Origin of the sequence: Streptomyces sp. BE20 (genome assembly GCF_036322525.1) — a bacterium.
Classification (GTDB): domain Bacteria; phylum Actinomycetota; class Actinomycetes; order Streptomycetales; family Streptomycetaceae; genus Kitasatospora.
In genome coordinates, this window is sequence record NZ_JAQYWW010000567.1 from 1 (window position 1) to 20,899 (window position 20,899).

Below are 20,899 nucleotides of genomic sequence, written 5' to 3' on the forward strand. Positions count from 1 at the left end.
CCGACGTGGAGCGCCAGGCCCGGGTTGCACGGACTCTCCCTACTGAAAGTAGGACGTGCTCTGGTAGCACCACTGACGCCTGACGAGAGATCATCTCCCTCGCGACAGGAAGAACAGTACCAGCCCGGAACGGCCGCCCGAACCACGGGAGAACCCCGGACGACCGCCCGGAGCACCCCGGGGGGTCGGTCAGGCGGTGAGACCGAACCGGCGGCCGGGACGCCGGTCACGGGGCCGCGGACGCCGTCGGGCGTGCGGACGCCGCAGGGCCGCGAGGACGGCGAAGGCGAGGGCTGCGGCGGTGAAGAGGAGGAGGTGGCCGGTCTCCGGCGCGGGGCCGGCCCACCCGAGAGTGCCCCGGCGGTGTTCGACGAACCCGTTGTGGAAGAGCCAGGCGGCCAGGCCGACCAACGGGGCGGCGGACGGGCGCGAGCAGCGGCCGACAGCGGCGCACAGCACCGCGTAGCCGGCGAGCGCGACCCAGGTGGCGCGGAGCTCGCCGAGCACGGCGAGGAGCGGGGCGAGTGCGGCGGAGGCGGTCAGGGCGACCGCTCCGGACATCGCGGGCCGGAGGCGGGTGCTCATGCCGTCACCGGCATCCGGACGCGGTGGTGGCGCCGGAGCGCCTCCAGCTCGCGCTGGAGCGGCGGCTTCGGGACGGCCAGCACCGGGCAGGCCGCGTGCCGGACGCAGTAGGCGGTGACCGACGGGCGCAGCGCGCGGGCGAGCGCGCCCCGGCTGCCGGCGCCGAGGACGAGCAGGTCACCCGGCCGATCGGCGCAGCGGACCAGAGCCTGCCCGGTCTCGCCCCGGACCGCCGCGCCGCGCAGCCGGACGCCCGCCGAGGTGCCGCCGAAGGCCCGGTCGAGGGCCTCGCGCAGACGGGCCGCGGCGGCGTCGCGGCAGGCGGTGAGCAGCGGCGGGCACGGGGAGCGGCGGTAGCCGAACTCGCCGCCGACGGGGGTCCAGCAGTGCACCGCGAGGACCTCGGCGTCGAGGCGGCGGGCCTCGGCGACGGCTCGGTGCAGGGCGGCGAGGCTGCCGAGCGAGCCGCTGAGTCCGACCACGATCCGGCCCCGGCCGCCGTCGCTCTGCCCGCCGTGCTGCTCGTCGTTCTCCTGCTCGTTCCACGGGTCGATCGGGAGGTCGATCGGCTCGTCCGCGTGGGTGCCGGCGCCGCTGTCCGCCATGGCCCTGTCCGTCCTTCCGGCTGGCTGTTCACTGGTGTGGTGCTCAGCTCCAGCCAATCCCCGGCGGAGGGGGAAGGGCCGTTCGTTGACGGAGCCCTGACGCGCGGGGCGCCGGTCCGTACGGGTTCCTGACGCGGGCGGCGGCGCCGGGCCCGGGAGCGGGTCAGGCGCCGGGCCCGTCCGCCTCCCACAGGTCGGCGAACATCTTGTCCAGGTGCTCCTCGCCGATCGGCGGCACCGGCAGCGGGTGGGTGGCCCGGGTACGGAAACCGTCGAGCAGCAGGGCGAGGTAGCGGCGCCAGAGGTCGGGACGGAGGTCGGTGGTGGCGGGCAGCGCGCGGCAGAGCGGGCCGAGCATGAAGAGCAGGTCCATGGTGACGACGTCGGTCCGCATGGTGCCCTGCTGCTGTGCGCGGGCGACCAGCACGCCGACCGTCTCGGCGTTGCGCCGACTGATCTCGATCATCCCGGGGACGGTGGGGATGGCCTGGGTGACCAGGTCGTTGATGCCCCGGTCGGCGGCGACCAGTTCGAAGATCCGCTCGAAGTAGCGCTCGACGGCGCCCCAGGCGTCCTCGTCGGCCAGCGCCTGCGCACCGGCGTCGCCGAGCAGCGTCGCGGCGTCCGCGAACACCTCGGCGACGAGGGACTCCCGGGTCGGGAAGTGCCGGTACAGCGTGGCGTTGCCGACGCCCGCCTCCTTGGCGATCTGGTCGAGCGGCACGTCCAGCCCGTGCCGGGCGAACAGGTCGCGGGCGGTGGTCAGCAGCAGATCGCGGTTGCGCTGCGCGTCGCGCCGCAACCGCACCGGGGGGTTCGCGCCGCCTGCGCCGCTCGCTGTCATCCCCCGACCCTAGCAACCTGGGCGTTTTCCGCCGGAAACGCCGCCCGCCACCCGGCCGGCCGGCACCCCGGCGACGGACCCGGGCGACAGACCGCCGTGACGGACCCCGGCGACGGACCGCGCCGGTACGGCGGCGGCGTACGGGGGGCGTCCGGTGGAAGAACAGGTGGCAGTCGGAGCGGGCGGGGACAGGGGGTGACCTGCGGGGACGTCCACCCCCCAGAAGCCTGGGATCTTCCGGGTCACGGACCGGCACACCGATGATCCCGGTGGCCCGACCGCCCGCCCCCGAAAGGGAGTTCACCTCGTGCACCGTCTCACCGCCCGGGTCGCCCCGGCCCTCGCACTGGCCGCCGCGCTCGCCCTCGCCTCCGCCGCCCCGGCGCTCGCCGACCCGCCCCGGCCGATCCCCGTGCCCCCGCCCGCCGCCACCGACATCGTCGGCGTCGGCGCCCAGGTCACGGAGTCGCTCTTCAACCAGCTCTCCACCGACTACAACGCCTCCCTCACCGCCGCCGGCAACACCACCTCGCCCCGCCTCTACAGCTGGGACTCCACCGGGACGACCCTCATCACCCCCAAGGCGGGATCGTCCTCGCTGGTCCGCCCCGACCGGTCCAACGCGGGAATCATCGCGCTGGCCTCCACCACCAGCGGCACGCTGGACTTCGCCCGCAGCACCCGGGGCCCGAAGGTCGACGACAGCGTGAACACGCTGTTCGTCGCCATGGCCAAGGACGCCGTCAGCTGGGCCGCCCCGGCCGGCGGCCACGCCCCGGCCAACCTCACCACCGCGCAGCTGCGCGCCATCTACACCTGCACCGTCACCAACTGGCGGCAGATCGACCCGGCGCTGCCCGACGCCACCATCCGCCCGATGCTGGCCGGCCACCTCCTGGTGACCCGGTCGGGGGTGGACGGCGCCTCCATGGACTCCTCCGGGTTCTTCCTTCAGGCCCTCGACTACTACTCCGCGATCGTGGGGGACCCCTGGACGGACCACTCGTGCGTCGGTGTCGTCGAACGGGAGAACCAGGGCACCGACGCGGTCCTGCACGACCCGGACGTGATCGTCCCGTACTCCGTCGGCCGCTACGTCGGCCAGGTCCACGGCGGCTACTCCACCCCGACCGACAACCCGGGGGTGCTCGTGCCACGCGCGGTCAACAACGTCCAACCGGTCAACCCCACGACCCACACCATCAGCGCGCCCTACTCGGCTTCGGCGTACGGGCGAGTCCTCTACAACACCGTCCGCCAGTCCGAGTGGAACACCTTGGACGCGCACGGTGTCGCGCTACGCGCCATCTTCGGCCCGTCCGGCTGGATCTGCCGGAGCGGCACCGGCGCCGCCGACATCCGCCTGCACGGCTTCCTCCCGCTGCCGGGCCCCGCATGCGGCTCGCACACCCACAACTGACCGACCGCGGGCCCCGGACGCGTACTGCGTCCGGGGCCCGCGGCGGTTCGCCGGGCGCGTCCCGGGCCGGGCGCGCCGTCAGCGCCGGGCGCCGGGCCGGAGCCAGACCACCCAGGTGAGCGCCGCGCAGAACAGGTAGGCGGCGAGGAAGGCCAGGTAGGCGGCGTCGCCGTTGCGGCTGGAGAGGAAGGACTGGCGGAAGGCCAGGTTGACGAGCACCCCGCCGAAGGCACCGATCGCACCGGCCAGGCCGATCAGGGCGGCGGTGCGGCGCCGGCCCGCGGCCTCCGTGGCGACCGGATCGGCACCGGCGGCGACGGCGGCCCGGGAGCGGCCCTCGTAGTGGGCCGGAATCATCTTGTACGTCGAGCCGTTGCCGATGCCGCTCAGCACGAAGAGCGCGATGAACCCCGCGAGGAAGAGCGGCAGCGAGCCCGCCCGGGAGGCGGACAGCACCACGGCGGTGCCGGCACCCATGGCGACGAACGTGACCAGGGTGACCACGGCGCCGCCCCAGCGGTCGGCGAGCCGGCCACCGACCGGGCGCAGCAGGGAGCCGAGCAGCGGGCCGAGGAAGGTGAGCGCGGCGGCCTTGACCGGGGTGTCGAAGCGGTCGTGGAACTGCACCTGGAGGACCTGCCCGAAGGCGAAGCCGAAGCCGATGAACGAGCCGAAGGTGCCGATGTAGAGGGTCGAGACGGCCCAGCCGTACGGGTCTCGCGCGACTTCGCGCAACGAGCGGTCGGCGGAGCGCGGGGTGGCGGGCAGGTTGTCCATCCGCCGCCAGGCGCCGACGGCGGCGAGGACGATCAGCGGGAGGTAGAGCAGCGGCAGCAGGCGGGGGTGGCCGGCGCCGGCGGTCGCGAGGACGAGCAGGCCGAGGAGCTGGACGGCGGGGACGCCGAGGTTGCCGCCGCCGGCGTTGACGCCGAGCGCCCAGCCCTTGAGGCGGTGCGGGTAGAAGGCGTTGATGTTGGCCATCGAGGAGGCGAAGTTGCCGCCTCCGACGCCGGCGACGCAGGCCACCGCGAGCAGGGTGCCGTAGGAGACGCCGGGGGTGAGGACCAGCGCGGCGAGCACGGTGGGCACGAGCAGCAGCAGGGCGCTGATCACGGTCCAGGTGCGGCCGCCGAAGCGGGCGACGGCGTACGTGTAGGGGAGGCGGAGCGCGGCGCCGAGTGCGGTGGGCAGGGCGGTGAGGGTGAACTTCCCGGCCGGGTCGATGTGGTACTCCGGCCCGAGGAAGAGGACCAGGACCGACCAGAGGCTCCAGACCGAGAAGCCGATGTGCTCGGAGGCCACGGAGTAGACGAGGTTGCGGCGGGCCGTCCGGGCGCCGGTGCGCTCCCAGAACTCGGTGTCCTCCGGATCCCAGTGGGTGAGGGTGGGGGCACCGGCTCTGCCGGCGCGGGCGGGCGGGGTTTCGACGGCGGTGCTCATGCCTGGTCCTCCCGGATTATGGGGGCGGTGCTCGGGACGGTCTGCGGAACGGTTGGCGAGTCGGTCTGCGAGTCGGTCTGCGGGTCGGTGCCCGGGGCGGTGTGCTCGGCGGTGGTGCGGACGGGCCAGCGCCGGAGGACGGCGGGGCTGCCGTCGGGGGCGGTGTCCTCGTCGAGGCAGCGGCCGTCGGTGAGGTCGAAGACCTGCTTGTACATCGGCGAGGCGAGGGTGGGCCGGTCGCCGCGGCTGCCGAGCAGGCCGCGGGAGAGGACGTACGCGCCGCTGAACGGGTCGCGGTTGTCGACGGCGTGCAGGGCGCCGGCGCGGTCGAGGAAGAGGGCCACCTGCGCGTCGTTGCCGTCGTCGGCCGCGGCGAGGAGGACGGCGACCCCGCGGCCGGGCTGCAGGTCGTCGAGGGTACAGACGGGCTGCCAGCGGTTGCCGTCGTGGATCTCCACGGTCACTTGGCGAGCACCTCCAGTCGGGGACCGGCCACCAGGACCGGGGTGGGGGCGTAGACGGGGGCGGTGAGGACGTGGCCGTCCTCGTCGGGGCGGGCGGGGCGGATCTGGCCGCGTTCGGGGACGAAGGTGACGGCCGGGTCGGGCGTGCCGGGGGCGTTGACGAAGGAGGCGAACCGGCGCAGGCGGTCCGGGTCGGCCAGGGTGGCGGCCCACTCGTCCTGGTAGGACCCGACGTGACGGTCCATCAGCTGGTCGAGCTCGGCGGCGATGCCGAGCGAGTCGTCGAGGACGACCGCACGCAGGTGGTCCAGACCTCCCTCCAGCCGTTCCAGCCAGACGGAGGTGCGCTCCAGGCGGTCGGCCGTGCGGATGTAGAACATCAGGTACCGGTCGATGGTGCGGATCAGGGTATCGCGGTCCAGATCGGCGGCGAGCAGGTCGGCATGGCGGGGGGTCATGCCGCCGTTGCCGCCGACGTAGAGGTTCCAGCCGGCGGACGTGGCGATGATGCCGAAGTCCTTGCTCTGGGCCTCGGCGCACTCGCGGGCGCAGCCGGAGACCGCCGACTTGAGCTTGTGCGGGGAGCGCAGTCCGCGGTACCGGAGCTCCAGCTCGATGGCGAGGGCCACGGAGTCCTGGACGCCGTACCGGCACCAGGTCTCTCCGACGCAGGACTTCACGGTGCGCAGCGCCTTGCCGTAGGCGTGCCCGGACTCGAAGCCGGCGTCGACCAGGCGGCGCCAGATAGCGGGGAGTTGGTCGACGCCGGCGCCGAAGAGGTCGATCCGCTGGCCGCCGGTGATCTTGGTGTAGAGGCCGAAGTCGCGGGCCACCTCGCCGATCGCGATCAGACCGTCCGGGGTGATCTCGCCGCCGGGCACGCGCGGAACGACCGAGTAGGAGCCGTTGCGCTGGAGGTTGGCGAGGAAGTGGTCGTTGGAGTCCTGGAGCGCGGCCTGCTCGCCGTCCAGGATGTGGCCGTTGGAGAGGCTGGCGAGGATGGAGGCGACGGTCGGCTTGCAGATGTCGCAGCCCTCGCCGCTGCCGTGGCGGTCGATCAGCCCGGAGAACGTGGTGAGGCCGGTGACCAGCGCGATCTCGTACAACTCGGCGCGGGTCTGCGGGAAGTGCTCGCAGAGACCGGTCTGCGGGGCGGTGCCGGCGGCGGTCAGCTCCTCGGTGACCACGGTGCTCAGCTGCTTGAGGCAGCTGCCGCAGCCGGTGCCGGCCCGGGTGCACTTCTTGACGGCGGCGACGGTCTCGCAGCCCTGGTCGCGGACGGCGGTGCGGACGGCGCCCTGGGTGACGTTGTGGCAGGAGCAGAGCACCGCGTCGTCGGGCAGCGCGATCGGGCCGGCGGCGGCGAACCCCGCGGGCAGGACGAGTTGCTCGGGCGGCGTGGTGAGCGGCTTGCCGGCCGTCGCGAGCGGGCGCAGGACGCCGTAGGACTCGGTGTCACCGACCAGGACCCCGCCGAGCAGGGCCCCGTCCCGGCCGATCACCAGCTTGCGGTACACGCCGAGCCGGCTGTCGCTGTACAGCACGTCGAGGGCGCCGTCGGCGGTGCCGTGCGGGTCACCGAAGCTGGCCACGTCGACGCCGAGCAGCTTGAGCTTGGTGGAGGTGTCGGCGCCGGTGAAGCCCGCGCCGGGGCGGCCGGCGAGTTCGCGGGCGGCGGTCTCGGCCATCTGGTAGCCCGGGGCGACCAGCCCGTAGACCCGGCCGTCGGCGGCCTGGGCGCACTCGCCGATCGCCAGCACGGCCGGGTCCTCGGTGCGGCAGCGCTCGTCGACGACGACGCCGCCGCGCGGGCCGACCGGGAGGCCGCAGTCGCGGGCGAGCTGGTCACGCGGGCGGACACCCGCGGAGAACACCACCAGGTCGGCGACGAGTTCGCGGCCGTCGGAGAGCGTCAGGGCCCGGACCCGGTCGTCGGGACCGGTGGCGACGCCGCTCGCGCCGGCGGCGGTGTGGACGGTGACGCCGAGGTCCTCGATCTTGCGGCGGAGCAGCTCGCCGCCGCCCTCGTCGACCTGGACGGCCATCAGCCGGGGTGCGAACTCGACCACGTGGGTGGCGAGCCCCATCGCCCGGAGCGCGCCGGCCGCCTCCAGTCCGAGCAGTCCGCCGCCGACTACCACACCGGTCGCGGCGGCCGCGGCGGCGGCCCGGATCTCCTCCACGTCCTCGACGGTGCGGTAGACGTGGCAGCCGTCGGCGTCGTGGCCGGGCACCGGCGGCACGAAGGGGACCGAACCGGTGGCCAGCACCAGGGCGTCGTACCGGAGCAGGTGCCCGGACCGGGTGGTGACGGTGCGGGCGGCCCGGTCGACGGCGGTGACCGGGTCGCCGAGGCGCAGGTCGATGCCGTGCTCGGTGAGGAAGCCGGGCGGGCAGAGACCGAGGTCCTCGACGGTGCGGCCGTCGAACAGTGCGCCGAGGTGGACGCGGTCGTAGGCGGGGCGGGGCTCCTCGGCGAGCACGGTGACCCGCCAGCGGTCGGCGCCCGGCTGCTCGGTCCAGGACTCCAGGAAGCGCTGGCCGACCATGCCGTGGCCGACCAGGACGAGGTCCCGCGGCCGGTCGGGCGTGTGCGACGTCATGGCGTGACTCCTCGGGGTGGTGCGGGAAAGGGTGACGGGGGAACCGGGGGAACCTGTTAGGGCCGGGGCGGTCGGGACATCGGTCAGGCAGCGGGCGGCGGCCGGGGGTCGGGGTCCGGCGGTCGGGGGTCGGGCCCGGCCGCTCATCCGGGCGCGGGTCCGGAGCCCGCGGTGAGCAGGTGCAGCGGGTGCCCGGTGAGCGGGTCGTCGCGGGCCCAGGCGTCGGCGAGGGCGTCGATACCGGCCAGATCACCGAACAGGATGGCCCCGACCAGCCGGTCGCCCCGCAGCACGAGCTTCTTGTAGCTGCCCCGGGTGGCGTCGGTGAGCCGGAGGACGTCGAGCCCCTCGTCGCCCGTCTCGTCGACGGCGCCGAAGGCCGCGTACTCCAGGCCGGCGGCGCTCAGCCGCGCCGACGGGCGGGAGCCGGTGTAGCGGGCGCCCGGGTCGGCGCCGGAGAGCCGCAGGGCGAGGATGTCGGCCTGGTCCCAGGCGGGGATGGCCGATCCCTGGACGGCGCCCCGGTGTTCGGCGCAGTCGCCGATGGCGGACACGTGCGGTGCGCCGGCCGCGAGGCGGTCGTCGACCAGCACTCCGGTGCCCACCGGCAGACCGGCGGCGTGGGCCAGCGCGGTCCGCGGCCGGGTGCCGCAGGCGAGCACCACCAGGTCGCAGTCGAGCCGGTAGCCGTTGGCCAGCTCCACGGCGGCGACCCGGCCGTCGGGGGCGACGACCGTGCGGGCCCGGTTGCCGGGGTAGGTCGCGACACCCAGCCCGTCGAGCCGGGCGCGGAGCGCCGCACCCGCCTCCGCGTCGAGCTGACGCTCGATCAGATACGGTCCCTGGTGGACGATCTCGGTCCGGACACCGAGTGCGGCCAGCGCACGGGCGGCGCTCACACCGAGCACACCGCCACCGACGACCACGGCCCGGCGGGCGGTGACGGCGTCCTCGGCGAGCCGGGTGCAGTCGTCCAGGGAACGGAGGGTGTGCACGCCCTCGGTGAGTCCGGCCCCGTCGGCGCGGCGCAGGCCCCGGACGGGCGGCAGCACGGGATTGGAGCCGGTGGCCAGCACCAGTTCGTCCCAGGGCTCCACCGTTCCGTCGGCGAGGCCGAGCGTCCGGGCGTCCGGGTCGAAGGTCACCGCCTCGCAGCCGGCGCGGAGCCGGGCGGCGCCCAGCGGCAGGGCGATCGCCTCGGCGTCGTACCGTCCGGTGAGCACGTCGGCCAGCAGCACCCGGTTGTAGGGGGTGCGCGGTTCGGCAGCGTAGACGGTGACGGTGCCGGCGCCGCCGAGCGCGGTGTACCGCTCGGCGAAGCGGGCGCCCGCCATGCCGCCCCCGACCACGGCGATCCTTCGCTCCGTACGCATCACGCCACCGCCCGTGCCGTGTCGTCCGGCCGGCGCGCCCCGGGCCGCGTCGCCCGTCCCGCCCGTGCCTCCCGTGCCTCCCGCATCGGCCGCGTCTCCCGGTCGGGACGCCCTTCCTGCTCCGGCCGCGGCCGGGCCGCGGGTTCGACCCGCACCGCGCACGTCTTGAACTCCGGCATCCGGGAGACCGGGTCGAGCGCGGGGTTGGTCAGGCTGTTGGCCCGCCCGGCCCCGGGCCAGTGGAACGGCATGAACACGGTGTCCGGCCGGATCGTGTCGGTCACCCGGGCCGGCGCCACCGCCCGGCCCCGCCGGCTGACCACCGCGACCGGATCGCCGTCGGCGATGCCGAGCCGGGCGGCCAGCCGGGGGTGCAGCTCGACGAACGGCCCGGGAGCGGCGGCGTTCAGCTCGGCGACCCGCCGGGTCTGCGCCCCGCTCTGGTACTGGGCGAGCACCCGGCCGGTGGTGAGGTGCAGCGGGTACTCCCCGTCGGGCTCCTCCCCCGCCGGACGGTGGGTCACGGCAGCGAACCGGGCGCGGCCGTCCGGGGTGGCGAACCGGTCCAGGAAGAGCCTCGGCGTGCCCGGGTGTCCGGCGTCGGGGCAGGGCCAGAAGACGCCGTTCTCCGCCGCGATCCGCCGGTAGCTGATGCCCGCGTAGTCCGCGTCCCCGCCCGCCGAGGCACGCCGCAGTTCGTCGAAGACCTGCTCGGCGTCGTCCGGAAAGCCGGCCTCCACGCCCAGCCGGGCGGCGAGTTCGCGCAACAGCCACAGTTCGCTGCGCACCCCCTCGGGCGGGTCCACGGCCCGGCGGCGCAGGATCACCCGGCCCTCCAGGTTGGTGGTGGTGCCGTCCTCCTCGGCCCACTGGGTGACCGGCAGCACGACGTCGGCCAGCCGGGCCGTCTCGGAGAGCACCGGGTCGGCGACGACCAGCAGGTCGAGGCCGCGCAGCCGGGAGGTGACGTGGGCGGCGTTCGGCGCGGAGACCACCGGGTTGGAGCCCATCAGCAGCAGCGCCCGCGCCCCGCCCGGCTGCCCGAGGCCGTCCAGCAGCTCGTACGCGGAGCGGCCGGACCTCGGCAGGGCCTCCGGGTCGACGCCCCACACCCCGGCGACGTGTGCGCGGTCGGCCGGGTCCTCGATGGAACGGTAGCCGGGGAGCTGGTCCGCCTTCTGGCCGTGCTCCCGGCCGCCCTGCCCGTTGCCCTGGCCGGTCAGGCAGCCGTAACCCGCGTACCGGCGGCCCGCGTTGCCGGTGGCCAGGCAGAGGTCGATCCAGGCGCCGACGGTGTCCGTCCCCTTGCTCTGCTGCTCCGGTCCGCGGGCGGTGAGCACCATGCCGGTCGCGGCCCGCCCGAACAGCCGGGCCGTCCGGCGGAGCAGGTCCACCGGGACGCCCGTGATCCGTTCCACCCGGTCCGGCCAGTGCGCCATGGCGGCCTCCCGGGCCCGGTCGAAGCCGGTGGTCCGGGCGGCGACGAAGTCCTCGTCCACCAGCCCGTCGGCGATCACCAGGTGGAGCAGTCCGAGGGCGAGCGCGAGGTCGCCGCCGGGGCGCGGCTGGAGGTGCAGGTCGGCCAGTTCGGCGGTCCGGGTGCGGCGCGGGTCGACGACGATCAGCGTGCCGCCGTTCTCCCGGATCTCGCGGAAGTAGCGGAGCGCGGGCGGCATCGTCTCCGCCGGATTGCCGCCGACGAGGATCAGGCAGCCGGTGTGCGGGACGTCGGCCAGCGGGAAGGGCAGCCCCCGGTCCAGCCCGAACGCCCGGCGGTGCGCGGCTGCGGCGGAGGACATGCAGAACCGGCCGTTGTAGTCGATGTTGGCCGTCCCCAGCACCACCCGGGCGAACTTGCCCAGCTGGTACGCCTTCTCGTTGGTCAGCCCCCCGCCGCCGAACACCCCGACCGCGTCCGCCCCGTGCCGCTCCCGGACGGCGGCGAGACCCGTCGCCACCCGGTCGAGGGCCTCCGCCCAGCCCGCCGAGCGCAGCCGCCCGCCCGGCCGGTCGCGCAGCAGCGGTCCGGTCAGCCGGACGCCGACCGCCAGCACGGCGGGCGCGGAGCGGCCCTTGCCGCAGAGCGCACCCCGGTTGACCGGGAAGTCGGCGCGCTCCAGCACCTCGGCGGGCGCCTCCCCCGGGCCGGCGTCCGTGGCACGCAGCCGCATCCCGCACTGGAGCGAGCAGTACGGGCAGTGGGTGTCCGTGGCATCGGCGGCGCCGGCTCCGCCCGCGGCGTCGGCAGCCCCGGCAGCGTCGGACGCGTCGGAAGCGACGGGCACGTCGGACACGTCGCGAACGGAGGCGGTGGAGTCGGCTGAGGAGGGGGTGGGGGTACGGGTAGAGGCGGAGCCGGCGGGGGTGGCGGGGGTCATGGCAAGAAATGTGACCGCCGGTCGTTTCGCGACAGGGTCCACCGTGTTGCACGCGCGGTACACGTCCCTCACGCCCGCCGGCACCCGTGGTGCGCCCCAGGACATCCGCCGTAACCGGAGCAGCCCTTTCACTAACGCGCAGGTGACCGGCGGGCAATCGGCCCGTAACGCGCGGACCGCACCCTTTCGGCCATGGCAACAACCACCCTCACCGGATCGCGCCCCACCCCGCGGCCCGGACCCCTCACCGGCTTCACCATCGGGGTGACCGCCGCACGCCGCCGCGACGAGCTGGTGGCACTACTCACCCGGCGTGGTGCCCAGGTGGTGGAGGCACCGGCCCTGCGGATCATGCCGCTCGCCGACGACCTCGCCCTGCGCCAGGCCACCGAACAGTGCCTGGCCGCCCCGCTCGACTACGTCGTCGCCACCACCGGCGTCGGCTGGCGCGGCTGGATGAGCGCCGCCGAGGGCTGGGGCCGGGGCGCCGCCCTCGCCGAGGCCTGCCGACACGCCGTCGTCCTCACGCGCGGCCCCAAGGCCACCGGCGCGGTCCGCGCCAGCGGCCTCGGTGAGGGCTTCTCTCCCGGCTCCGAGGCCACCGACGAACTGCTCACCTGGCTGCTCGCCCGACCGCTGGCCGGCAGCCGGATCGCCGTCCAGGAGCACGGTGTCCGGCTGCACGCCTTCGCGGCGGCGCTGCGCGAACGCGGCGCCGAGGTGATCTCCGTCCCGGTCTACCGCTGGGCACCGCCGGACGACCCCTCCCCGGTCCGGCGGCTGGTCGAGCAGACCGTCCGCCGCCAGGTCCACGCCCTCGCCTTCACCAGCGCCCCCGCCGTCACCGCCTTCGTCGAGACGGCCGCCGCCGACGGCCTGCGCGAACCGCTGCTGGACGCGCTGCGCGGGGACGTCCTGCCGGTCTGCGTCGGCGCGCTCTGCGCCCGGCCGTTCGCCGAACTGGGCCTGCCCGCCGTGTTCCCCGAGCGCGGACGGCTCGGCTCACTGGTCCGGCTGCTCGCGGAGACCCTCCCGGGCCGGGGCCGCCGCGAGTTCGTCCTGGGCGGAAAGACCCTGACGCTCCAGGGGAACGCCGTCCTGGTCGACGGTGAGAGCCACTGGCTCAGCCCCCGCGGCGCGGCCGTGCTGCGCGCCCTCGCGGAGCGCCCGGGCCACGTCCTCAGCCGCGCGGACCTGCTGCGGACGGCCTGGGCCGACGCGGTCGCCGACGAGCACGCCGTCGAGGCGGCCGTCGGCCGGCTGCGGACGGCGCTCGGACCGCACGCCCGGCTGATCCGTACCGTGCCGAAGCGCGGCTACCGTCTGGCGGCGGACTGATGGCCGCCCGGCTCCACCCCGCCACCGCGCCCGGCCGGTCCGGCCGGTCCGGCAGCGCCGGGGGTTCAGGCTCCGGCTGCGCCGTCTGCGCCGCCGGCCCGTCGGTGGCCGACCCGGCCGAGCAGCGCGCGCCTGCGGACGAACCCCCGGTCCTGCTCGCCGTCGCACACGGCAGCCGGTCCGCCGAAGGGGTCGCCACCGGCCGTGCGCTGCTCGGCCGGGTCCGCGAGCTGCGGCCCGAACTCGACGTCCGCTGCTGCTTCCTGGACCTCGCCCGCCCCTCGCTGCCGGAAGCGCTCGACGCACTGCGCGGACGGCCCGCCGTCCTGGTCCCGCTGCTGCTGGGAGCCGGCTACCACCTGCGCGTCGACCTCCCCGATGCGCTCGCCGCCGCCGGACTGGCGCACCTCCCGCTCGCCCCCGCGCTCGGCCCCCACCCCCTGCTCGCCGCCGCGCTCGCCGACCGACTCACCCACAGCGGCCGCCCGGCGGGCGCCGGTCCGGTCGTCCTCGCGGCGGCCGGCTCCTCCGATCCCGCCGCCAACGCGGACACCGCGCAGATGGCCCGGATGCTGGCCGACCGCCTCGCCGACGGCCGGCCCGTCGTCCCCGCCTACCTCTCGGCCGCCCACCCCACCCCCCAGCAGGCGGTGACCGCCCTGCACGCCGCCGGCCACCGGCACGTCGCCGTCGCCACCTACCTGCTCGCCCCGGGCTTCTTCGCCACCCGCGCCGCCGCCGCCCCCGCGCGCTGGACCGGCGCGCCCCTCGGCACCCACGACGGCCTCGCCCGCCTCGTCGCCGAACGCTACGACCGGGCACGCGCCGGTCAGGCACTCTCCGACCGGGCGCTCGCCGACCGGTCCGGGAACGACCGGGCCCGTCCCGACCGGAACCACGCCGCCCGGATCCACGCCGACCGGAGCACCATGGCCGGAGCAGGCTGACCACCGGCAGCGGCCAGCGGGGGACGGGCCGCTCGGTGCGCGGAGCAGTCACGGTCGCGGTCGCGGTCGCGGTCGCGGTCGGTCGGAGGATCTCGGTGCTCGTCATGTGCCCAGCCTCCGCGTCCGCCGACCGTCGCGAATCGTGCGGACGCCCGATCCCTCTCCCCAGAGCGGGGGAGCACCGGCCTGCGCCCGGCGCCTCTCCTCTCCCCCCTTCCCTTCCGCCTCCTCCCCCCTCTTCCTCCTCTCTTCCTCCCGTCCGCCGGCGAAGCTGTCGGACTGCTCACACCCACCCGCCAATCCCCCTGCGCCCGCCGCCCTCCGCCTAGGGTGATCTTCGTCGGTGCGGGCGGATCGGACGATGGGGTGGACCAGGTGGGAGTTTCACTGACGGCGCGTCAGCTGGTCGAGCTGCTCGTGGATCCCGGGAGCCACCTGGACTGGGACGAGCCGGCGGACACGGAGCCCGCGGACGCCGAGTACCGGGCGAGCCTCGCCCGGGCACGCCGGCGGACCGGACTGGACGAGGCGGTCCTCACCGGCACCGGCCGGATCGGCGGACAGACCGTCGTGCTGATCGCGTCCGAGTTCGGCTTCCTCGGGGGGTCGATCGGGGTCGCCACGGCCGAACGGATCACCCGGGCCGTGGAGCGGGCGACCGCCGAGCGGCTGCCCGTGGTCGCTCTGCCGGTCTCCGGTGGGACGAGGATGCAGGAGGGGTCGGCCGCCTTCCTCTGCATGCTGCGGATCACCGCCGCCGTCCAGGCGCACCGCGCGGCGGGCATCCCGTACCTCACCTATCTGCGCAACCCCACCATGGGCGGGGTGTTCGCCTCCTGGGGCACGCTCGGGCAGCTGGTGTTCGCCGAGCCGGGGGCCCGGCTCGGCTTCCTCGGGCCGCGCGTCTACGAGGAGCTGCGGGGTGTGGAGCTGCCCGCCGACGTGCAGCGCGCCGAGACCCTGGCCGACCGCGGCCTGGTGGACGCGGTGGTGGCGCCGGAGGAGTTGCGCGAGGTGCTGCGGCGCTCGCTCGCCGTGCTGACCCGCGTGGCGCCGGCCGGCGGACCCGGAGAGCCTCTCGGATCCGATGAGCCCGACGGACCCGCCCGACCCGGCCGACCCGGCGGGTCCGCCGGGTCCGGCGAACGCCCCGACGCCTGGGAGGCCGTCCGGCGGACCCGCCGCCCCGACCGACCGGGCACCCGCGAGCTGCTCCGCCGGACGGCCGAGGAGCTGGTGCTGCTGGACGTACCGGGCGGCCGGGACGGCGCACTGGTGCGCGCGCTCGCCGTCCTGGAAGGGCGGCCGGTGCTGGTGGTCGGGCAGCAGCGGCAGGCCGGCGACCGAGAGCGGCCGTTCACCGCGGCCGACCTGCGCGCCGTCCGCCGGACCGCCGGGCTCGCCGAGCAGCTCGGGATGCCCCTGGTCACGGTGGTCGACACGGCCGGGGCCGAGCTCTCCGCCCAGGCCGAACTGGACGGCATCGCGGTGGAGATCGCGCACTGCCTGACCACCCTGCTCTCGCTGCGCACGCCGGTGCTGTCGGTGCTGCTCGGCCAGGGCTCGGGCGGCGGCGCGCTGGCCCTGCTGCCGGCCGACCGGGTACTCGCCGCCGGGAACGCCTGGTTGGCGCCGCTCCCGCCGGAGGGCGCGTCGGCGATCGTCCACCGGGACGGCGCGCACGCCGCCGAACTGGCCCGGGCCCAGGGCATCGGCGCGTACGACCTGGCCGCGGTGGGTCTGGTGGACGTGGTCGTGCCGGAGCTTCCGGATGCCGCCGAGGAGCCGGCGGCGTTCTGCGAGCGGCTCGGACGGGCCGTCGGCGTCGCGCTCGGCGAGCTGTCACGGCTGTCGGCGGCGGAGCGGTCGGCCGCCCGCGCCCTGCGGCACCGGCGGCTGGGGGACGCGATCGCCCCGTGAGACCGGTTTCCCGCGCCGTGGCTGCGCATCCGGTACCCGCGCCTGTGGCGCCGCTCTCAGATCGTCTGTACCCGTGGTGGCGGCGGCGCGCCGGTCGGTGACGGTGCCGGGAGCCGGTCCGGTGAGTGCGCTCACAGGGATTCGACGGCCACGACGGTCGATAGTGCCCGCGCCGTCCGGCGACGACTGCTCCGGGCGACCCCTCCCGATCCGGACATCGGTGCAGCTCAGCGGGCATTGCGGCGCGTCGTCACCGCGCCGCCTTCGATTCGCGGCACCGCCCGCCGCTACGACGGTGCGTCGTATCCGGGGGGTCTTGGCGGGCGCCCTCCGCGTCTGGCAACAATGGCTCAGTCGTCAGCCGCACCCGGTACCTGTCCCACCGGGAGCGGCTTTCCGCAGACTTTTCGCCGGGCACGCCCCGCGACCGTTTCGGCCCCTGTCCGGCCGCGGTCGGGGCGGGACGTGCACCGGCCCAACCTGATTGAGGTCTTGTTCTTCATGCCCGCTTTCAAGCTTCGTATGCGTACTTCTGCCGCTCTTCTTGCCGGTGCCGCTGGTGTGACCGCCCTGGGCGCCGGCCTGGTGCCCGCCACCGCCTCGGCCGCGACCGCGTCCCCGCAGGCCATCGCCGCCCAGATCGTGCCGGCCGGCCAGCTCGCCGCGTTCAAGCAGATCATCTCCCACGAGTCCAGCTGGAACGTGACCGCGACCAACCCCAGCTCGGGCGCGTACGGCCTGGCGCAGGCGCTGCCGGGTTCGAAGATGGCGACGCACGGCTCCGACTGGAAGACCAACCCCACCACCCAGATCAAGTGGGCGCTGGACTACATGAACACCCGCTACGGCAGCCCGAACGCCGCCTGGTCGTTCTGGCAGACCCACCACTGGTACTAAACCGACCCCACCCGTCTCCACCGACGGCATCCGGACCGCCTGTCCCCCCTCACCCCGGGGTCGGACAGGGATCACCGGGGTGACCGAAGGGCCCGGCCGTGCGCGATCCGCGCGGCCGGGCCCTTCGGGCGTTCCCGCCGGGCGTGTTCCGGCTCGCGCGGGCCCACGCACCGGGCCCGCCCCCGTTCGACCGGAGCCCGTCCGGTCGGCGGACCGGTCGGATATATTCGGGCCGAGACAAAGTCCCGCCCGCTCGGGCCCCGCCCGGCCCCGCCCGAGGAGCATCCGGTGACCCAGCCCCCGCGCGCCACGCCGCGCACCACGTCACGGACCGCACCGCGCACCCCCGCGACGGCGACCACACAGACCGTGGCGCAGGTCAACCAGACCGTACTGCTGGAGGTACTGCGCCGGCACGGCTCGCTCTCCCGGCAGCGGCTCGCGGCGGAGAGCGGCCTCTCCACCGCGACCGTGCACCGCCTGGTCGAGGTGCTGCGGACGGCCGGACTGGTGATCGTGGAGACCGAACGGGCACCGTCCAGCGGGGGGCGGCCGCCGCAACTCGTCCGCTACAACGCCGGTGCGCAGACCGTGCTCGCCGTGGCGATGCGGCCGCGCCGGATCGTCGGCGTGGTCGCCGACCTGCACGGCACCGTGCTGCACGAGACCGAGCACCACTGGACCGGCCTCGGCCCCGACCGGAGCCGCGAGCCCTCCGCCGAGGACCTCACCGGGCCGCTGCTGGCCCTGGTCGACGGCCTGCGCACGTGGGCCGGCCGGCACGCCGGCGCCCCGCGCGCCCTGGTGGTCGGAGTGCCCGGCGTGGTCCGGGACCGGACGGGGCTGGTGGAGTTCGCGCCGGCGCTGGACTGGCCCGGGATGCGGCTGCGCGCACTGCTCCAGGAGCGGTTGGGCATCCCGGTGGCGGTCGAGAGCAACGTCGACCTGGTCGCGCTGGCCGTCCGGCACAGCGAGGCCGGTGCGGGGGTGAGCGACCTCGCGGCGGTGGTGGTCGGGATCGAGGTCGGCGCCGGGATCGTACTCGGTGGCCGCCTGCACCGGGGGCGGCTCGGCTCGGCGGGCGCGCTCGGCCACCTGATGACCGACCGGCGGGCGCTGGACCGGCCGCTCGGCCGGACCGGCGACACCCAGTCACGGATCGGCGACCACGCCGTCGACCGGCGGATCACCGAGGCGGGGCTGACCGTCACCGGCACCTCGGCCGAGCGGGTCGCCGAACTGTTCCGGCTGGCCCGGGAGGGGGAGCCGGCCGCGGTCCGGCTGGTGGACGAGTTCACCGACGACCTGGCCCTGCTGGTGGCCAATCTGACCAGCGTGCTCGGGCCCGAACTCGTCGCGCTGGGCGGCCGGTTGTTCTGGGAGAGCGGGGGCGAGATGCTGCCCGCGATCGAGTCCCGCCTGCAGGGCCGGGTCCCGGTCCTGCCGCGCCTGATGGTGGTGCACTCGACCACCACCGAGCTGGTCGGCGCCGCCGCGTCCGCCGTCCGCCTCGCCGACGGGGCGACGTTCATCACCCGCTGAACCGCCGGGCCGGCCTCGCCCCGCCGGCCTGCCCAGGGCCGCCACCCCCGCACCGCCTCCTCGGACCCGCCGCACGGCCCCGAACCCGCGCCTCCCCCTTCCCGCACGCGCCCGCGTGCGCCCTCCCGGGGCTTCCGCCACCCCTCCAGCGCCTCCCCGCGTCCCACTATTTCTCAGTGTGATAGAAACTCTCCGTGGGCACTCGACCAAGGGAGACCCGAATGTTCGCGGCCGCCTTCACGATGGACCCCGTCCGCTTCCCCGACGTGTACGGACCCGAGGCTCGCGCCCGGGTGGTCGCGCGGGCGGAGACGGTCGAGGACCCGGCCGGCCCCGGTGGGGTCTGGAGCGCCGAACGGCTCGCCGCCGACCCGGACGCGCTGCGCGACATCGAGGTGCTGTTCACCGGCTGGGGCGGCCCCGTCCTCGACGCGGCGGCGCTCGCCCGGATGCCCCGGCTCGCGCTGGTGCTGTACGGCGCGGGCTCGGTGCGCCGGATCGTGACCGAGGAGTTCTGGGCCACCGGCATCCCGCTCGTCACCGCCGCCCACGCCAACGCCCTGCCGGTCGCCGAGTTCACCGTCGCCCAGATCGTCTACGCGCTCAAGGACGGCTGGCGGCACGTGCTCGCCGCCCGCGCCGCCCGCGCACCGGTCCGTGTCGGCCGCGCCCCGGGCGCGTACGGCGCCACCGTCGGCGTCCTGTCGCTGGGCGCGACCGGCCGCCTGGTCTGCGAACGGCTGCGCGACTACGACGTGCGGGTGGTCGCCCACGACCCGTACGCCGCACCCCCGCCGGGGGTGGCGGCCGTCGGCCTGGAGGAACTCTTCGCCACGGCGGACGTGGTGACCGTCCACACGCCGCTCACCGAGGAGACCAGGGGGCTGGTCGGCCGGTCCCTGATCGCCGCCATGAAGCCCGGCGCGACGCTCGTCAACACCGCACGCGGCGCCGTCCTCGACCAACCCGCCCTGCTGGACGTGCTCGCCGAACGACCGGACCTGTTCGCCGTCCTGGACGTCACCGACCCCGAGCCTCCGCCGCCCGGCTCGCCGCTGTTCACCCTGCCGAACGTCGTGGTCACCCCGCACCTGGCCGGCAGTCAGGCCCTGGAGCGCCGGCGCCTCGGCGACCTGGTGGTCGGGGAGTTCGAGCGCTGGACGCTCGGCGAGCCGCTGCTCCGGGCGCTCGACCGCCGCACCTACGAGCGGATGGCCTGACCGTGACCGACCGTCCCGCCGACGACCGACCTGCAGACGACCGGCCGAACGTCCTGGTGGTCCTGACGGACCAGCAGACCGCCGAGGCGATGACCGCCACCGGCAATCCGCACGTCGCCACCCCGCACATGGACGCCCTGGCCGCCGCCGGCACCCGGTACCGCCAGGCGTACTGCGCCCAACCGCTCTGCGCACCGTCCCGGGCGAGCCTGCTCACCGGGCAACTGCCCAGCAGCCTCGGGGTCACCGGGAACGAGGGCGGCGCGCAGCCGGTGCTCGGCCGGCTGTTCGCCGACGCCGGCTACGACTGCGGCTACGGGGGCAAGTGGCACCTGCCCGAACTCGACCTGCCCGACGGGCACGGCTTCCGCCGCATCCACCCGGCCGGGGACGACGCCGGACTGGCCCGCGCCGCCGCCGCGTTCGTCCGCGAGCGGCGCGACCGGCCGTTCCTGCTGGTCGCGTCGTTCCTGGAACCGCACGGCATCTGCGAATGGGCGCGCGGCCAGGACCCGAAGACCGGGCCGCTGCCCGCCCCGCCGCCCGCCGAGGACTGCCCGCCACTGCCCGCCAACTTCCCGCCCGCCCCGTACGAGGCCCGGCTGCCCCGGCTGGCCCAGCGGGCCTGGGCGCACACCCACCCCACCGAGGAGTGGAGCGAGGACGACTGGCGGCGGTACCGGTACGCGTACTACGCACTGGTCGAACGGGTGGACGCGCACCTCGGAACGGTCCTGTCCGCGCTCCGCGAACCGGCCGACGGGCCGGAGCAGCGGCAGGAGGGACGCCGGGAGACGGTGGTGGTGTTCAGCTCCGACCACGGCGACGGCGCGGGCGCGCACCGGTGGAACCAGAAGTGGGCCCTGTACGAGGAGTCGGTGCGGGTGCCCTTCCTGGTCAGCGGCCCCGGCGCCGAGGCGGGTGCCGTCAGCGACCGACTGGTCTCCACCGGCCTGGACCTCGTCCCGACGCTCTGCGACCTGGCGGGCGTCACCCCGCCGCCCGGCCTGCCGGGGCGCAGCGTCCGCGCCCCGGAACCCCGGGAGACCGTCGTGGTGGAGACGCGCTGGGAGCTGCCCGGCTTCAACAACGCGCTGGGCCGGATGATCCGGGACACCCGGCACAAGTACGTCTGCTACGCCTGGGGCGACCACCGGGAGCAGCTCTTCGACCTCACCGCCGATCCGGGCGAGATGGTCAACCTGGCCGTGGACGCGCGGCACGCGGCGCTGCTCGACCGGTTCCGCTCCCTGCTCGCCGTGCACTGCGCCCGTTCCGGCGATCCGTTCGCGCGCTTCCTCCCGGCGCCGCGGGCGGGTTGAC

16 protein-coding genes are annotated in these 20,899 nt (G+C 75.6%); 8 read left to right on the forward strand and 8 right to left on the reverse strand.

The genetic code is table 11. From position 1 onward, the window contains the following. Positions 1-189: 189 nt before the first annotated feature. The 3 genes from PUR61_RS09705 to PUR61_RS09715 form a co-directional block, all read right to left on the reverse strand. Complete coding sequence (locus PUR61_RS09705) at positions 190-585, reverse strand: hypothetical protein (RefSeq protein WP_329877798.1); 396 nt, start codon at positions 583-585, stop codon at positions 190-192. Beyond that, entirely contained in the window at positions 582-1,190 is a 609-nt protein-coding gene (locus PUR61_RS09710) for a universal stress protein (protein ID WP_329877800.1), read from the reverse strand. Before PUR61_RS09710 ends, PUR61_RS09705 begins: the two co-directional genes overlap by 4 nt. Positions 1,191-1,353: 163 nt before the next feature. After that, positions 1,354-2,034 carry a TetR/AcrR family transcriptional regulator gene (locus PUR61_RS09715; RefSeq protein ID WP_329877802.1) on the reverse strand — a complete coding sequence of 227 codons (681 nt, stop codon included), beginning with the start codon at positions 2,032-2,034 and terminating at the stop codon, positions 1,354-1,356. Positions 2,035-2,341: 307 nt separating this feature from the next. On the opposite strand from PUR61_RS09715, the gene PUR61_RS09720 reads away from it, so the two are divergent. Next, positions 2,342-3,454 carry a substrate-binding domain-containing protein gene (locus tag PUR61_RS09720; RefSeq protein ID WP_329877804.1) on the forward strand — a complete coding sequence of 371 codons (1,113 nt, stop codon included), beginning with the start codon at positions 2,342-2,344 and terminating at the stop codon, positions 3,452-3,454. 78 nt (positions 3,455-3,532) lie between these two features. On the opposite strand, the gene PUR61_RS09725 is transcribed toward PUR61_RS09720, so the two are convergent. The 5 genes from PUR61_RS09725 to PUR61_RS09745 form a co-directional block, all read right to left on the reverse strand. Next, entirely contained in the window at positions 3,533-4,894 is a 1,362-nt protein-coding gene (locus PUR61_RS09725; protein ID WP_329877806.1) for a nitrate/nitrite transporter, read from the reverse strand. Further along, positions 4,891-5,358: a nitrite reductase (NAD(P)H) small subunit gene (locus PUR61_RS09730; protein ID WP_329877808.1), complete on the reverse strand. Its 468-nt coding sequence runs from the start codon at positions 5,356-5,358 to the stop codon at positions 4,891-4,893. The genes PUR61_RS09725 and PUR61_RS09730 overlap by 4 nt, the downstream gene beginning before the upstream one ends. After that, positions 5,355-7,961, reverse strand: a complete 2,607-nt coding sequence (gene nirB / locus PUR61_RS09735; protein WP_329877811.1) for a nitrite reductase large subunit NirB — start codon at positions 7,959-7,961, stop codon at positions 5,355-5,357. Before nirB ends, PUR61_RS09730 begins: the two co-directional genes overlap by 4 nt. Before the next feature lie 143 nt (positions 7,962-8,104). Next, positions 8,105-9,334 carry an NAD(P)/FAD-dependent oxidoreductase gene (locus PUR61_RS09740; protein WP_329877813.1) on the reverse strand — a complete coding sequence of 410 codons (1,230 nt, stop codon included), beginning with the start codon at positions 9,332-9,334 and terminating at the stop codon, positions 8,105-8,107. Next, entirely contained in the window at positions 9,334-11,505 is a 2,172-nt protein-coding gene (locus tag PUR61_RS09745; protein ID WP_329877968.1) for a molybdopterin oxidoreductase family protein, read from the reverse strand. The genes PUR61_RS09740 and PUR61_RS09745 overlap by 1 nt, the downstream gene beginning before the upstream one ends. Before the next feature lie 399 nt (positions 11,506-11,904). On the opposite strand from PUR61_RS09745, the gene PUR61_RS09750 reads away from it, so the two are divergent. From PUR61_RS09750 to PUR61_RS09780, 7 genes are all read left to right on the forward strand, one after another. Next, positions 11,905-13,050, forward strand: coding sequence for a uroporphyrinogen-III synthase (locus tag PUR61_RS09750; RefSeq protein WP_329877815.1), 1,146 nt, complete (start codon positions 11,905-11,907; stop codon positions 13,048-13,050). Next, positions 13,050-13,997 (forward strand): sirohydrochlorin chelatase, encoded by a 948-nt coding sequence (locus tag PUR61_RS09755; RefSeq protein ID WP_329877817.1) that lies wholly within the window; start codon positions 13,050-13,052, stop codon positions 13,995-13,997. Before PUR61_RS09750 ends, PUR61_RS09755 begins: the two co-directional genes overlap by 1 nt. A gap of 375 nt (positions 13,998-14,372) precedes the next feature. Further along, positions 14,373-15,917 (forward strand): carboxyl transferase domain-containing protein, encoded by a 1,545-nt coding sequence (locus PUR61_RS09760; protein ID WP_329877819.1) that lies wholly within the window; start codon positions 14,373-14,375, stop codon positions 15,915-15,917. A 522-nt stretch (positions 15,918-16,439) separates the two neighbouring features. Further along, a complete protein-coding gene (locus PUR61_RS09765; protein WP_329877821.1) occupies positions 16,440-16,814 on the forward strand; it encodes a transglycosylase SLT domain-containing protein in 375 nt (124 codons plus the stop codon). A 288-nt stretch (positions 16,815-17,102) separates the two neighbouring features. Next, positions 17,103-18,356, forward strand: coding sequence for an ROK family transcriptional regulator (locus PUR61_RS09770; protein WP_329877824.1), 1,254 nt, complete (start codon positions 17,103-17,105; stop codon positions 18,354-18,356). Between the two features lie 221 nt (positions 18,357-18,577). After that, entirely contained in the window at positions 18,578-19,576 is a 999-nt protein-coding gene (locus PUR61_RS09775) for a hydroxyacid dehydrogenase (protein WP_329877826.1), read from the forward strand. Positions 19,577-19,578: 2 nt separating this feature from the next. Continuing rightward, on the forward strand, positions 19,579-20,898 hold the full coding sequence (locus tag PUR61_RS09780; protein WP_329877827.1) for a sulfatase family protein: 1,320 nt from the start codon (positions 19,579-19,581) through the stop codon (positions 20,896-20,898). Position 20,899: the final 1 nt, after the last annotated feature.

Excerpts from the sequence above, each read along its gene's own strand:
- PUR61_RS09740 (WP_329877813.1), bottom strand. The coding sequence starts at position 9,334 with ATGCGTACGGAGCGAAGGATCGCCGTGGTCGGGGGCGGCATGGCGGGC.
- PUR61_RS09705 (WP_329877798.1), bottom strand. The coding sequence starts at position 585 with ATGAGCACCCGCCTCCGGCCCGCGATGTCCGGAGCGGTCGCCCTGACC.
- nirB (WP_329877811.1), bottom strand. The coding sequence starts at position 7,961 with ATGACGTCGCACACGCCCGACCGGCCGCGGGACCTCGTCCTGGTCGGC.
- PUR61_RS09710 (WP_329877800.1), bottom strand. The coding sequence starts at position 1,190 with ATGGCGGACAGCGGCGCCGGCACCCACGCGGACGAGCCGATCGACCTC.
- PUR61_RS09725 (WP_329877806.1), bottom strand. The coding sequence starts at position 4,894 with ATGAGCACCGCCGTCGAAACCCCGCCCGCCCGCGCCGGCAGAGCCGGT.
- PUR61_RS09750 (WP_329877815.1), top strand. The coding sequence starts at position 11,905 with ATGGCAACAACCACCCTCACCGGATCGCGCCCCACCCCGCGGCCCGGA.
- PUR61_RS09775 (WP_329877826.1), top strand. The coding sequence starts at position 18,578 with ATGTTCGCGGCCGCCTTCACGATGGACCCCGTCCGCTTCCCCGACGTG.
- PUR61_RS09755 (WP_329877817.1), top strand. The coding sequence starts at position 13,050 with ATGGCCGCCCGGCTCCACCCCGCCACCGCGCCCGGCCGGTCCGGCCGG.
- PUR61_RS09745 (WP_329877968.1), bottom strand. The coding sequence starts at position 11,505 with ATGCGGCTGCGTGCCACGGACGCCGGCCCGGGGGAGGCGCCCGCCGAG.
- PUR61_RS09715 (WP_329877802.1), bottom strand. The coding sequence starts at position 2,034 with ATGACAGCGAGCGGCGCAGGCGGCGCGAACCCCCCGGTGCGGTTGCGG.
- PUR61_RS09765 (WP_329877821.1), top strand. The coding sequence starts at position 16,440 with ATGCGTACTTCTGCCGCTCTTCTTGCCGGTGCCGCTGGTGTGACCGCC.